Origin of the sequence: Inhella inkyongensis, assembly GCF_005952805.1 — a bacterium.
Taxonomy (GTDB): domain Bacteria; phylum Pseudomonadota; class Gammaproteobacteria; order Burkholderiales; family Burkholderiaceae_C; genus Inhella; species Inhella inkyongensis.
Genome location: NZ_CP040709.1, coordinates 901,413 through 914,811 on the forward strand (window position 1 = coordinate 901,413; position 13,399 = coordinate 914,811).

At 69.8% G+C, this 13,399-nt stretch carries 13 protein-coding genes; 3 read left to right on the forward strand and 10 right to left on the reverse strand.

The features are described from left to right. Positions 1-2: 2 nt before the first annotated feature. From FF090_RS04490 to FF090_RS04500, 3 genes are read right to left on the reverse strand one after another with little or no spacing between them, the layout of a single operon-like run. A complete protein-coding gene (locus tag FF090_RS04490) occupies positions 3-1,352 on the reverse strand; it encodes a hypothetical protein (RefSeq protein ID WP_138855585.1) in 1,350 nt (449 codons plus the stop codon). Next, positions 1,349-1,963, reverse strand: coding sequence for a hypothetical protein (locus tag FF090_RS04495; RefSeq protein WP_138855586.1), 615 nt, complete (start codon positions 1,961-1,963; stop codon positions 1,349-1,351). The genes FF090_RS04490 and FF090_RS04495 overlap by 4 nt, the downstream gene beginning before the upstream one ends. Before the next feature lie 7 nt (positions 1,964-1,970). Beyond that, on the reverse strand, positions 1,971-3,512 hold the full coding sequence (locus FF090_RS04500) for a YHYH protein (protein ID WP_510604443.1): 1,542 nt from the start codon (positions 3,510-3,512) through the stop codon (positions 1,971-1,973). On the opposite strand from FF090_RS04500, the gene FF090_RS19105 reads away from it, so the two are divergent. Beyond that, complete coding sequence (locus tag FF090_RS19105; RefSeq protein WP_175423524.1) at positions 3,407-3,658, forward strand: hypothetical protein; 252 nt, start codon at positions 3,407-3,409, stop codon at positions 3,656-3,658. The two genes, FF090_RS04500 and FF090_RS19105, sit on opposite strands and share 106 nt — an antisense overlap. 59 nt (positions 3,659-3,717) lie before the next feature. On the opposite strand, the gene FF090_RS04505 is transcribed toward FF090_RS19105, so the two are convergent. The 5 genes from FF090_RS04505 to FF090_RS04525 form a co-directional block, all read right to left on the reverse strand. Beyond that, positions 3,718-5,127 carry an ATP-binding protein gene (locus tag FF090_RS04505; protein ID WP_138855588.1) on the reverse strand — a complete coding sequence of 470 codons (1,410 nt, stop codon included), beginning with the start codon at positions 5,125-5,127 and terminating at the stop codon, positions 3,718-3,720. 22 nt (positions 5,128-5,149) lie between these two features. Then, positions 5,150-5,842, reverse strand: coding sequence for a response regulator transcription factor (locus tag FF090_RS04510; RefSeq protein ID WP_138855589.1), 693 nt, complete (start codon positions 5,840-5,842; stop codon positions 5,150-5,152). Between the two features lie 104 nt (positions 5,843-5,946). Continuing rightward, a complete protein-coding gene (locus tag FF090_RS04515) occupies positions 5,947-7,233 on the reverse strand; it encodes a TRAP transporter large permease (RefSeq protein ID WP_138855590.1) in 1,287 nt (428 codons plus the stop codon). Beyond that, positions 7,233-7,925 carry a TRAP transporter small permease gene (locus FF090_RS04520; RefSeq protein ID WP_138855591.1) on the reverse strand — a complete coding sequence of 231 codons (693 nt, stop codon included), beginning with the start codon at positions 7,923-7,925 and terminating at the stop codon, positions 7,233-7,235. Before FF090_RS04520 ends, FF090_RS04515 begins: the two co-directional genes overlap by 1 nt. 143 nt (positions 7,926-8,068) lie before the next feature. After that, the gene (locus FF090_RS04525; RefSeq protein ID WP_138855592.1) at positions 8,069-9,079 is read right to left on the reverse strand and encodes a TRAP transporter substrate-binding protein; all 1,011 of its coding nucleotides are present in this window, start codon (positions 9,077-9,079) and stop codon (positions 8,069-8,071) included. A 128-nt stretch (positions 9,080-9,207) separates the two neighbouring features. Here FF090_RS04525 and FF090_RS04530 point away from each other — a divergent pair, with 128 nt between their 5' ends. Then, complete coding sequence (locus FF090_RS04530) at positions 9,208-11,067, forward strand: sensor histidine kinase (RefSeq protein WP_138855593.1); 1,860 nt, start codon at positions 9,208-9,210, stop codon at positions 11,065-11,067. Further along, a complete protein-coding gene (locus FF090_RS04535; RefSeq protein WP_138855594.1) occupies positions 11,064-11,690 on the forward strand; it encodes a response regulator transcription factor in 627 nt (208 codons plus the stop codon). The genes FF090_RS04530 and FF090_RS04535 overlap by 4 nt, the downstream gene beginning before the upstream one ends. On the opposite strand, the gene FF090_RS04540 is transcribed toward FF090_RS04535, so the two are convergent. Both FF090_RS04540 and FF090_RS04545 read right to left on the reverse strand, forming a co-directional pair. After that, positions 11,650-12,555 carry an alpha/beta hydrolase gene (locus FF090_RS04540; protein WP_138855595.1) on the reverse strand — a complete coding sequence of 302 codons (906 nt, stop codon included), beginning with the start codon at positions 12,553-12,555 and terminating at the stop codon, positions 11,650-11,652. The genes FF090_RS04535 and FF090_RS04540 overlap by 41 nt on opposite strands. A 67-nt stretch (positions 12,556-12,622) precedes the next feature. Further along, positions 12,623-13,231, reverse strand: a complete 609-nt coding sequence (locus tag FF090_RS04545) for a TetR/AcrR family transcriptional regulator (RefSeq protein ID WP_138855596.1) — start codon at positions 13,229-13,231, stop codon at positions 12,623-12,625. Positions 13,232-13,399: the final 168 nt, after the last annotated feature.

Below are 13,399 nucleotides of genomic sequence, written 5' to 3' on the forward strand. Positions count from 1 at the left end.
CTTCAGGGCCGATCGAACAGGGCCGTGGTCTTCTCGGCCTCTGCCGCCCCGGCTGCATCCAGCGGCGCGGCGTACAGGAAGGGGCCCTTGGGGTCGCGCGGGTCGTGGGGGGCGCGGTCGCGCAGGGCTTGCAGGGCGCGGCCTTGTTCGGGGCTAAGGCTCTGGCCCACGGCGGCAAAGGCCTGGGCGTAGAGGAATGCCAGTTCGCCATCGCGCTCGCCATAGCGGCGCGAGAGGCGCAGCACTTCGGCGGGGTCGGCGGCCTCGCCCGCCAGCAGGCGGCGCAGTTCGCTGGCGATGCGGCGGCGCAGGCCCACGATGTCTTGCAGCGCGGCTCGCTGCTGCTCGGGCAGGGCCTCGATGCGGGCGCGCTGGGCCGGCTGCAGCAGGGCGAGGAACTCGGCGCCGGCGTCGCCCGTGAGCGCGGTGCTGATGGCGTAGTCCTGCTTGCCCAGGGCCGGCGCGGTCTTCAGGCCAAAGCCGCCGAAGTACATGGCGTGGCGCTCGGGGCAGAAATAGGTGTCGGCCTCCAGGCTGCCGCCCTGCCAGGCAAAGAGTTCGCTGGCATGGGTCATCAGGGCGACGTCGAGGTCGTGCGGCAGGCTGCGGCGCTCGGGCGGCTCGGTCACGTCGCCGGCGGCAGGCCAGCTGCGCGAGTCGCCGAACTTCAGGCGCGCGAACTGCTCGCGCTGTTCGGCACTCAGGCTGCGGATGACCCGGGCCATGGCCTGGGCCCGGGCCCAGGCGATGCGGCCGTCCAGCTCGTAGAGCGCGGCCGAATGGGCCAGCACGGCGGTGCGGTTCAGCGGCGCGCGGGCGGCCGGGCCGCTGCGCTCCAGGTTCTGGCGAAAGGCCTTGATCAGAGGAAGGCGCAGCAACGCGAAGCGGCGCACATCGGCCTGCTGCGCGCGGCCGGCCTCGATGAGCAGGGCGCGCTGCGCGGGGGTCAGGATGGCCAGGGTGGCGAAGGCGATGCGGGTCAGGAAGGCGGGGCTGTGGCCGCCCTGCACGGCGTCGATGTCGCGCAGGTACTGAAAGCCGAAGTAGTCGGACACCTTGCCCGGGGGCAGGAAGGTGTCGGCGGCGAAGTCGCCGCTCAGAAAGGCCAGCCCGCTGAAGGCGATGGTGTGGAGCTGGGCGCGGTCCGAGGTGGCCTGCTCCAGCGAGTAGCGCTGGGCAGGGGGGCGGCCTTCTTTGCCGGGCCGGCCTTCGCGTCCTTCTCTGCCCTCGCGGCCTTCTCGGCCCTCACGCCCGCGCGGCGGGCGCGGCTCGTTCGGGGGCGGCGGGGTCTGGGCCAGGGCCGGCGTGGCCAGCAGGGGCAAGGCGGTCAGCAGGGTGCGGCGCGGGATCATGGGGTGGCCTGGGTGGAGGGGTTCGGCGGCGCCAGTGTCACCGCCGGCGGCGGGGCAAAGGCGATGGACTGGGGCGCGGCGGGGTGTTTCAGCGTTTGCTGCTGGGGCTGGTAGCTCACCACCACCAGCTGCGGCAGCAGGGGCGGCAGCTGCAGTTGCAGACCGGCCACCGGGCGCGGGGCCAGGGCCTGGGCGCGCACCTCCAGGCTTTCGTCCTCGTGCGCGTGTTCGCCCAGCACCTGCTGCATGGCGGCGCGGCGCAGCAGGGCCTGCACCTGTTCCACGCGGGGCCATTGCCACTGCTGCAGCGCCAGGGCCGTGGGCCCGAGCTGCAGGCGCAGGCCCTGCTCGATGCGCTGCTGCACGGGCCGCAGCGCGGCCTGCAGCTGCGCGGCGTCCAGGGTGGAGAGGGCCAGCACCGTTTCGGCCTCGGGGCGCTGGGGCGCCAGCGCCCGCTGCAGCAGGGCGGGGTAGTCCAGGCGAAGGCTCAGGCTGAGGTGGCGCGACTCGCGCAGCACCAGGGTCAGGCGGTCGTCCTGCAGTTCATGGGCGCCGGCCAGGGGCGGCAGCAGCGTCAGCATCAGGGCGGCGAGTAGGCGGCGGGTCTGCATGGCGGGCTCAGCGGCAGTAGCTGATGTCGGGCTGGGTGCTGGCGCCGGCGCTGATTTGGAACTGGAAGGCCCAGCAGGCGGATTTGCCGCGGTGGGCGGGCTGCGCCAGCGTGGCTTCCAGCTCGCTGCCGGCCAGGCGGCGGTAGCGGATCTGGTAGCTGCCGGGGGCGTTCGCGTAGCTGTCGCTGCCGTTCTCGGTGGTGCTGAAGCTGCGCGCGCTGGTGAAGCGCAAGACCTGCGCGCCGTCGGCGCTGTCGGTGCTCAGGCTCATGGCGGACACGGCAAAGGGCGTGACCGGGGGCTGGCGCATGGGGCTGAATTTGGCGCTCTGCCCGGCCAGATCGGGGCTGGGCACGCCGCGGAAGCAGGACAGCACATAGGGCGACTGGTCGGTGACGTGATAGCTGTAGCCGGCCGGGCCATTGCTGACCGCGCGGGTGTTGCCGCCGCACAGGCCGTCGCGCTCGGCCAGGCTGCCGTCGGCGTTGTTGGGGCCGAAGATGGCGTAGCCGTCGAGTGCCCATCCCAGGGGGTGGGTGTCCCAATAGCTGGCGGGCTTGGTGGCCATCAGGCAGTTGGGGGCGGCGTGGTAGTGGTAGTCGTCGCCCCGGCCGGCGTGGCCGTTGCACACATCCAGCTCGCCCAGCACCTTGGTGTCGCCGTTCTGGCAGCCGCCCTGCTTGCAGGGGTTGAAGATGGGCACGCCGTTGACGGCCACGCCGATGGGGCCATCCACGGCGCTGACCGGGCTGGCGGCGGGCGTGGGGTTGAGCGGAATGCGCCAGGCGTTCTGGCCCCAGAAGTTCTGCGCCGTGGGCACCTGCAAGTTGGTGGCGGTGATGCCGTCCATCATGGGGTGCGGGGCCAGGCCGTCGGAGCCGATGTAGGCGTAGCTGGCGTCGCAGCCGGCGCTGGCGCGCCCGCCGCCCCCGGCCTGCAGCGAGCCGCGCACCAGGGTGCAGGCCGCGCTGTTGCCGCTGGAGCCGGCGCTGCGGCTGTAGCTCAGATTGAGCTGGGCGCGGCCCAGCACCAAGCCGGCCATTGCGGCTTCCAGCTGGGTGCCGTTGACCGTGCCGGCCGGCAGGCTGGGAGCGGCCGACAACGCATAGAGGCTGAAGGTGTAGGTCTTGGCGCCCGGGCCCTGCGAGCAGGGGGGCTGGTAGGCCACGGTGGGGCCGTCGCTGCCCACGCCCAGGGTGCCCGCCCCCCAGGCGTCGCGGGCCAGCGCCGTGCGGCTGGCGGGCAGGTGGTAGAGCACCCAGTTGTATTTGGTGCTGCCGTCACCCGGCAGGGTGCTCATCAGCAGCGCGAATTCTTTGGTGCCGGCGGGCGCATTGGCCCAGGCCAAGGGCGGGCTGGAGCCCGGGCCATCGCAGCTGTACTCGGCGGGCATGGCACTGCCCTCGGCACCCAGGGGGCTGCTGAGGGTGAAGCCGCTGGGGGATGGGGCCGGGGCCGGTGCTGGCGCTGGAGCTGGAGCTGGAGCTGGAGCTGGAGCTGGAGCTGGAGCTGGAGCTGGAGCTGGAGCTGGAGCTGGAGCTGGAGCCAGCGCCGACGTGGAGCCCCCGCCGCCACAGGCCATCAGACTGGCGCTCAGGCCCAGGGCCAGGGCGCGCTGCAAGGGATGAGAAGGACTGGATGACATGGGGCACTCCGCAGGGCCATCGCAAGGGGATGGCGATGTCGGAATGCTAGGAATCGGCCCCGCCGCGCCCATGACATCTTCGTCATGCCGGCGGCGCGTCGGATCGCGCTCAGCGCGGACTGGCCAGGGGCAACCAGAGCCGCAGCGCGAGCTCGTCGTCCGGGCTCGCCTCCAGACTCAGATCGCCGCCGTGGGCCCGGGCGATTTCGCGCGCCAGGCTCAGGCCCAGGCCGCTGCCCTCGACCTGCCGGCCATGGGCGGGGTCGGCGCGGTAGAAGCGCTCGAACAGGCGCTCGCGCACGGCCGCATTCAGCGGCGCGCAGTCGTTGCGCAGGTGGACGGCCACGCCCTCGCCTTCGCGCGCCGCGTGCAGCGCGATCCAACCCTCGGGCCGACCATGGCGCAGCGCATTGCCCATCAGGTTATTGAGCAGCTGGCGCAGCAGCAGGGCATCGGCCTGCAACTGCAGGCCGGCTTCGATGTCCACGCGCAATTGCTGACGGGCCACCATGCGCGCGTCGTCCGCCAGCTGCGCCAGCTCGGCACTCAGGTCCACACGCTCGGGGCTGAGTGCCAGGCGGCCGGCATCGGCCTGCGAGAGCAGCAGCAGCTTGCGCGTGATGCCGGTCAGGCGCGCCACCTCGTCCAGCAGCCGGGCCCATTCGGCCTGGGCCTCGCGATCGACTTCGAGCGTCATCGCCTGCTCGATGCGGCCCTGCAGGATGGCCAGCGGCGTGCGCAGCTCGTGCGCGGCATCGGCCGAAAAACGCGAGGCCTGGTGGAAGCTGGCCTCCAGGCGCGCCAGCATCAGGTTGTAGCTGTCGATCAGTTCACGGAACTCGCGGTCCGCGCCGGCCGTGGGCAGGCGCTGGTCCAGCGCGCGCGGGGTCAGCGCCCGCATGGCATCGCGCAGGCGGTTCAACGGGCGCAGCGCATAGCCGCTGAGCAGCCAGGCGCTCAGCACCGTGAGCGCCAGGGCCGGCAGCAGCACCCAGCACAGGGCCTGCAGCAGGGCCTCGGAGAGTTCGGACTGCAGCGCGTCCAGATCGGCCGCCAGCACGGCCTGACCGGCCGGGCTGCTGACGCGGGCGGCGCGCCAATCGCCGCCCTTCCAGCGCAACTCGGCCAGCTCGCAGCGGCCGCGCGGGTCGGGGCCGGCCGCGGCCGGGCCGCGTCGGGGCTCGGGCCGCCAGGCCCAGGCCTCGGGGTTCAGGTCCGGGGTCCATTGCGGCGACTGCAGGCGCAGCTGGCCAGCCGGGGCCAGGGCCTGCAGCAGCAATTGGCGATCGGTTTCCAGATGCAGCTTGAGCGCGATGTCGGCCAGCAGCCGGGGCAGCGAGGGGCCGCCCTCGCCGGGCGCGGCCACGCGCCGGGCCTCCATGCACAGGCGTTCGTCCAGGCGCTGGCCCTCGGCGCGCATCAGCAGCGCGCCGCCACTGGCCAGCAGGGCCGCCACCACCAGGCCCAGCACCAGGGTGGTGGCCAGCAGCAGGCGTTGCCGGTAGGAGAGTCGCGCCACAGTCAGTCAGTCAGTCAGTCAGTCAGTCCGCCGGCTGGCGCAGGCGGTAGCCAGTGCCGCGCACGGCCTCGATCCAGCTCGGGGCCTCGGGGTCGCCGCCCAGGGCCTCGGCCAGCTTGGCGCGCAGGCGCTTGACGCAGACATCCACCACATTGGTGGCGGGGTCGAAGTCATAGCCCCAGACCTGCTCGAGGATCTGGGCACGGGTGAACACCTGGCCGGCCGAGCGCATCAGGTATTCGAGCAGGCTGTACTCGCGCGTCGTCAGCTCCACCTGGCGGCCGCGCACGGCCAGGGTGCGGGCGATGCGGTCCAGGGTCAGCGGGCCCAGCTGCAGCAGGGCCTGGCGCTCGCCGCGCACGCGGCGCAGCAGGGCTTCCAGGCGGGCGGCCAGCTCCTCCACATAGAAGGGCTTGGCCAGGTAGTCGTCGGCGCCCTGGCTCAGGCCGCTGAGGCGGTCGCCCAGCTCGTTGCGAGCGGTGAGCAGCAGCACGGGGATCTGCACGCCCTGGGCGCGCAGGGCCTTGAGCACCTCCATGCCGTCCAGGCCGGGCAGCATCAGGTCCAGCACGATGGCGTCGAAGCGCGGCTGCAGGGCCAGGGCCAGGCCCTCGCGCCCATCGGGGCAGTGCGTCAGCGTGAAACCGCGTGCGCCCAGACCGGCCGTGACGATGTCGGCGATCTGGGCTTCGTCTTCAATCAGCAGGATGCGCATGGCAGCGGCAGTGTGGCAGCCCGGGCCGGGCGGAAGCAGTTCCCATTGGAACCGCAGCCGCCCCGGCGCCGGGTGACAAGGCTGTCATGCAGCGGCGCGGCCGCTCAGGCCACCATCCCCAGCGCCCGCGGCAGCGCCAGGCTCATCGCCGGCCAGTAGGTCACGCCGACCAGGAAGACCAGCATGGTGAGCAGCCAGGGCCAGGTGGCGATGGTGAGCTCGGTGATGCCCATCTTGGTGATGCCCGAGGCCACGTAGAGGTTCAGCCCCACCGGCGGGTGGCACATGCCCACTTCCATGTTCACCACCATGATGATGCCGAAGTGCACCGGGTCGATGCCCAGCTTCATCGCGATGGGGAAGAGGATGGGCGCCAGGATCAGCACGATGGAGCTGGGTTCCATGAAGTTACCGGCGATCAGCAGCAGCACGTTGGCAATCATCAGGAAGCCGATCACCCCGACGCCGGTGCCGATCATGGCGTCGGCCATGGCCTGCGGGATGTTCTCGTGCGTCATCAGGAAGGAGAACAGCACCGCGTTGGTGATGATGTAGAGCAGCATCGCGCTCATGTTGGCGCTGGACAGCAGCACGCGCGGCACGTCCTTCAGGCCCAGGTCGCCATAGATGAAGACGGCGGTGATGAAGGCCCAGACCGCGCTCATGGCGGCGGCCTCGGTGGGCGTGAAGATGCCGCTGTAGATGCCGCCCATCACGATGACGATGAGCAGCAGGCCCCAGAAGGACTCGCGCAGGGCCTTGAGGCGTTCTGCCCAGCTGGCCTTGGGTTGGCGCGGGTAGTTGAACTTGCGGGCCCGATACCAGGTGGTCAGGCCCAGCATGAAGGCCAGCACCAGGCCCGGCACCACGCCGGCCATGAAGAGGGCGCCGACCGAGGTGTTGGTGGAGACCGAGTACATCACCATCACGATGGAGGGCGGGATCAGGATGCCCAAGGCGCCCGAGGTGGTGATGACGCCGGCGCCGAAGCGCTTGGGAAAGCCGGCCTTGACCATGGCCGGCAGCAGAATGGAGCCGATGGCCACCACGGTGGCCGGGCTGGAACCCGACACCGCCGCGAACAGCGCGCAGGCCAGCACCCCGCCCAGACCCAGGCCGCCATGCCAATGCCCGACCATGGAGGTGGCGAAGCGGATCATCCGTTTGGCCACCCCGCCGTGCGTGAGGAAGTTGCCGGCCAGGATGAAGAAGGGGATCGCTATGATCTCGAACTTCTCGATGCCGGTGAACAGCTTGAGGGCGACCGATTCGATCGGTACCTCGGTCAGGAAGAACAGGAAGCTCAGGACGGTCAGGCCCAGCGAGATGCTGATGGGCATGCCGGTCAGCATCAGCACGACCAGCAGGCCAAAGATGATGGCGGTGTTCATCAGCGCTTCTCCTCGGGTGCTTGGGCGAGGTCATCGACCTTGGGGTGCAGGTTGTCGTCCATGCGGAAGATCTGGTCGAGCTGGCCGGGCTGGGCCGGGTCCTCGCTGTCGTCCAGGCCATCAACGTGGCCGTGGTCGTGGTGCGGCAGGTCGCCGGTGCGCAGGAAGGCCACCGTCACCTGCAGGAAGCGGAAGCACATCAGCGACGAGCCCAGCGGGATCGCTGAGTAGACGATCCAGGTCGGCCACTCCAGGTCGGGCGTGGTGGGGCCTTCGAACATGCCCTCGATGCCAAGCCCTGCGGCCTTGTAGAAGGCGTAGTGGGCACCGTTCTCCCACACAAAGGTGGCGCCCAGGGTGGCGACGATGCCGGTGAACAGCGCGCCGGCCAGCAGGCCCAGCACCACGAATTTGTTGCGCAGCGTGGGGTTCAGGCGGTTGATCAGCACGTCCACGCCGACATGGATGCCGGTGCGCACGCCGTAGGCCGCGCCGAACTTGGCCATCCACACGAACATGATGATGCAGAGCTCCTGCGCCCAGCCGAAGTTCAGGGCCAGCAGCCAGTCCTGCACGCCGGGTATCGCCAGGCCCGACAGATAGCGGTGCAGCACCGCCGCGAAGATGATCAGCGTGGCCGCGCCGATCAGGAAGGCGATCAGGCCTTCCTCCAGATGGTCCAGGATGCGCATTCGACCCTCTCAATTTGGATGGAGCCCCCGCTCGGGGGCAGGTCGCGTCGGCGACCTGGCGGCGGGCTGCCGCTTAGCGGGCCCCGCCGGATCCGGGTTCCCCGGTCCGGCGGGTCAACCCGGTGGGCGCCAGGCGCCCGGGGTCAAAGTTTCGAAGGATCGAAGCCGGTCTCTTTGTAAACGGCGTTGATCACGTCCTGCCCGATGCGCGAGGCCATCTCGGCATGCACCTTGGTCATGGCCTTCTTGAGCGCCAGGCGCTCGGCCGGGCTCATGGCGTAGACCTGGCTCTTGCCGCTGGCCTTCACCTTCTCCAGCGCCGCCTCGTTCTCTTCCTTGGCGATCTTGTTGGCGTACTCGGTGCTTTCCTTCATGGCCTGTTCCAGCTTGCCGCGCACATCGGCGGGCAGGCCGTCCCAGAACTTCTTGTTGCTGATGACCGCATAGCCCAGGTAACCGTGGTCGCTGACCGAGACGTGCTTTTGCACCTCGTGCATCTTTTGCGTGAAGAGGTTGCTGTGCGGGTTTTCGGTGCCGTCCACCACGCCGGTCTGCAGGGCCTGGTAGACCTCGCTGAAGGCCATCTGCTGCGGCAGTACGCCGATGGCGCGCATCTGCGCTTCCAGCACTTTGCTGCTTTGAATGCGCATCTTCACGCCCTTGAAGTCGTCGACGTTTTTCAACGGCTTGTTGGCGCTGAAGGACTTGAAGCCGTTGTCCCAGAAGGCCAGGCCCTTGACGCCGCGGCCTTCCAGTTTGCTGAGCAGCATCTGGCCCACCGGGCCCTGAGTCACCTTGTGCAGCTCGGCGTAGTTATCAAAGATGAAGGGCAGGTCGAAGACCTCGAACTCCTTGGCGCCCAGGGGACCGAATTTGGCGAGCGAGGGCGCCAGCATCTGCACGGCGCCGAGTTGCAGCGCCTCCATCTCTTCCTTGTCCTTGTAGAGCGTGCTATTGGCATAGACCTCGACCTTGACCTTGCCACCGGTCAGTTCCGCGGCGCGCTTGGCAAAGAAGTCGGCCGCCTTGCCCTTGGGTGTGTCATTGGCCACCACATGGCTGAACTTGATGACGATCGGGGCCTGGGCCAGGGCGCTGCCACCCGCCAGCAGGGCGGCGCTCAGGATCAGCAGTCGGCGGGTCGTTGCAAGCATGGGGTGCTCCACAGGATGAAAGGATGGCGGCGATTGTGGGAAGCGGCGACTGCGCTGGGTAGTTGTGGGTTTCCACATTTCGGCGGGCGGGGCAGGTCCGGAGCCGGTCCGCTGCGTAGAGTGGCGCCATGCATCCCGCCTTGCCCTTGCCGCGCCGCAGCACCCTGCTGTGGTTGTCGCCGCTGGTTTTGGCCTGCCTGTTCGCGGCGGCAGTGATGGGCTGGGCGGTGTGGGACGAGCGGCGCGAGCGCGAGACCGAGCGCCAGACCTTGATCACCGACACGCTGAGTGCGGTCAATGGCCTGCGGGCACAACTGGCCCAAGAGCAGCAGGCCCTGGCCGCCTTGGCCAGGACCCTGGCCGAGCGCCCCACGGCCTTGCTGCAGGCGCAGCCCGAAGTGGAGCAGGGACTGCGCTCGATCTGGAGTGGCCTGGTGTGGCTGGACGCCGAGCACCGGGTGCGCGCCGAGGTGGTGGCGCCGGCCCGCAGCAACGAGGGCCGCAGCCTGCATCTGCAGCAGAGCGTGGGTGCACCGGAGGTGCAGGGCCGCTTGGTGCTGCGCTACAGCCCGGCGCTGTTGCTGCGCCAGGCGGTGCCCTGGTGGTTGACGCGGCGTTATGACGTGCAGCTGATCGATGCCGATGAACAGGCCATAGCGGCACTTAGCCATGCGCCAGGGGGACTGCGGGCCGAGCATCGACCGAGCTACCGGGTGGCGCTTGACGACAGTCAGCCCGAGGCGCAGTTGGAGTTGATCGTGCGCGAACCGGCGCCGTCCGGGTTGCGGCCTCTGGTGGGCGTGCTGATTGCCGGCTTTCTGCCGCTGAGCGCGTTGGCCAGTTGGGGCTTGCGGCGGCAGCTGCGCCGCACCGCCCAGGCCGAGGCGCGCTGGAAGGGCGAGGCGGCCTGGCGCGCGGCGGTGGAGGACAGCGCCTTGGTGGGCCTGCGTGCGCGTGATGGACAAGGGCGCCTGCTGTCAGTGAACCGCACCTTTTGCGAGATCGTCGGTTGGCCGGCGGAAGAGCTGCTGGGGCGAGCGCCGCCCATGCCCTATTGGCCGCTGGACGCGCTCGACGAGGTCAAGCAGCGCAGCGACCGCAATCTGGCGGGCCGCGCCCCGCGCGAGGGCTATGAGGCGCGCTGGCGCCATCGCAGTGGCCGGGAAATCGACGTGCTGGTGTTCGAGACTCCGCTGGTGGATGCCGGTGGGCAGCAGATTGGCTGGCTGGGCACCATCCTTGACATCACCGAGCGCAAGCGCCTGGCCGAGCGCGAGCAGCGCCAGCTGGAGGCGCTGGCCCAGACCGCCCGCCTGACCATGTTGGGCGAGGTGGCCTCGACCCTGGCGCATGAGTTGAACCAGCCGCTGACCGCCATCGCCAGCTACAACACCGGGGTGATGAATTCTTTGCAGCGACTCGGGGTCCAGGATCCCCCGGTGTTGGCGGCCTTGCAGCGTCTGGGTGAGCAGGCCGCGCAGGCCGGTCGGGTGGTGCAGCGCATCCGCCATTTCCTGACGCGGCACGAGCCGCAGATTGAAGCCTGTGCGCTGAACCCAGTGCTGCAAGCAGCCTTAGGGCTGCTGGCCAAGGAGCTGACGCAGCGTGAGGTGCAGGTGGAACTGGCGCTGGCCGCCGACCTGCCGGCCGTGCGCGCCGATGCGGTGCTGGTCGAGCAGGTCGCCATCAACCTGCTGCGCAATGCGGCGGATGCACTGCGTGAGCAGACCGGGCCACGGCGCATCGTTCTGAGCAGTGCGATGGGGGCGGGTTGCGTCTGGGTCTCGGTGTGCGACAACGGCCTCGGCCTGCAGGGGCGCAGCGCTGAGACCCTGTTTGCGCCCTTCTACAGCACCAAGGCCGAGGGCATGGGCATGGGCCTGGCCATTTGCCGCTCCATCGTCGAGGCGCATCAAGGCGTGTTGAGCGCCGAGCCGGCGCCGGAGGGTGGCGCGTGTTTCCGCTTCAATCTTCCGGTGATGTCATGAGTGAACCCGCGGTCTTCTTGGTGGATGACGAGGCCGCCGTGCGCGATGCCTTGGCCTTCCTGTTGGGATCGCGGGGGCTGCGTGTGCACAGTTTTGCCAGCGGCCCTGAGTTCTTGGCGCACTTGAATTCCTTGGCCAAAGCACCGGCCGGGGTGTTCTTGCTCGATGTGCGCATGGAGCCCATGAATGGGCTGCGCCTGCACGACGAGCTGTTGGCCCGCAAGCTGCACAACCCCGTGCTGTTCCTGAGTGGCCATGGCGACATCCCGATGGTGGTGGAGGCTCTGAAGAAGGGCGCCTTCGACTTCCTGGAAAAGCCCTATGGGGACAACCGCCTGGTGGACCGCATCGAGCAGGCCTTGGCGGTGGCCGAGGCCATGCACCAGCAGGGCGCGCAGGCGGCTGAGCGCGCGGCCCGCCTGGCCAGCCTGACCGAACGCGAGCACGAGGTGTTGCTGCGCGTGGCGATGGGCAAGCTCAACAAGGTGGTGGCGGATGAGCTCTGCATCGCCGTGCGGACCGTGGAGGTGCACCGGGCGCGCGGCCTGGCCAAGCTGGGTCTGCGCTCGGCGGCCGAGCTGGCTAGCTGGCTGGTCGCTGCAAATGAGCTGCCACGGCGCTGAGCACCTCGATGTGATCCAGCACGCGGCGATGGCCTTGACCCTGCGTCAGCTGCAGGCGGCTGCCCGGTAGCTGCGCCTGCAGGCCCTGGCTGTAATGCCAGGGGGCGGTGCGGTCGTCGCGGTCGTGCACCAACAGGATGGGCTGGCGCAGACGCGGGGCCAGCCAGCTGGCCTCGAACTCGCTCATCCGCACCCCCAGGCGCCGTTCGATGCGCTGCTGCATGCGCTCGGCCAGGCCTTCGCCCACGCCCATGGCGGCGCCGAACCAACTCAGAAATTGGCGTGGCGGCGGTGCCAGCGCAATCAGGGCCGCAGCCTGGGCCGGCAGCCCGCGCGCCAAGGCGTGCGCCGTGGCCAGGCCGCCCAGGGAATGGGCCACCACGCCCTGCCAGGGCCCGAAGCGCGCGCTCACGGTAAACAGCGCCCGCACCCATTGGCCCAGATTGCTGCGCCAGGCGCTGGAGCGACCGTGGGCGGGCAGGTCCACCAGGATGGGCTCCAGCCCCTGTGCCGCCAGGGCCTCGGCCTGCCTGAGCATTTGGCTGGCATCGCCCGCCCAGCCATGCACCAGCAGCACCCGCGGGGCCTGGGGCCGTGTGTCCAGGCGCCGCCAGACGGCCAGGCTGCCCCCCTCAAAGGGCAGTCTTTCGACCTGCCAGCCTGCCGGCAGGGCACGGGCCCGCGCCGGCCACTTGGTGGGCAGCGGGGTGAAGAACAGGCCCATGGCCATGCGGGTGCTGAAGGAAGGCGCCCAGCGGTCCAGGCTGCGCAGAAGGCCGGCCAGCGCGCGCGCGGGCGGCGCGGTGAAAAACATGGCGGCGGGGTTGTGGCCCAGGGCCGGAGGCTTGAGCGGACGGGTGTGCATGTGGTCTCCTGTTCGCACGGTCGTGCGATTTGAGGGCGCGCGAGCGCCGGGGGGTGGACGTTGGGGTTTAAGGCTGGGGCAGGCTGGCCTGAATCAGGCGGTCCCAAGCGCGCAGGGCGCGGGTGGTGGCGCTGCTGTCGCGCAGGAAACGGGCGTCGCGCTGCAGCCCGGTGACCAGGGCATCAATCTCGAACACCAGTTGCATCGGGTCGAGGTCGGCACGCAGCTCGCCGGTTTCCTGAGCCTGTTGCACGGTGCGGCGCAGGGCGGCGCGCCAACGCATCACGCCCTCGAGCAGTTGCACGCGCACCGGGCCTTCGCGGTCGTCGTATTCAAAGGCACCGGCGCAATAGAGGCAGCCCTGCGCCGGATCGGGATCGCCGGCGCGGCGCAGCCAGAGCTGAAGCACCGAGTTCAGGCGCGCCAGGCCGCGCGGCTCGCGCATGGCGGGGGTGAAGACGGCTTGCAGGAAGCGGCGGTCGTACTCCTGGATCACGGCCACCTGCAGGGCCTCGCGCGAACCCACGCGCGAGAACACCCCGCTCTTGGATAAGCTCAGGCGCTTGGCCAACTCGCCCATGCTCAGGCTCTCCAGGCCTTCGGCCAGGGCCATCTGCAGCGCGGTGTCCACGATGGCCTGCAGCGTCAGCTCGCTGCGCTCGGTTTTGGCTTCCATGGATTTCAGAATAGCACGGTCGTGCGAAATTTGCGCGGGCCGGGAAAACTAGGCGTATGTCTCCAAATCCAGTGCATTTGCGCCACGGCTGCGGGTTTCAACCGAGGAGACGCACTCAATGGGACGGCAAGATCCGCCCGTCCCGAATTGACTGTTTCCAAACGTACC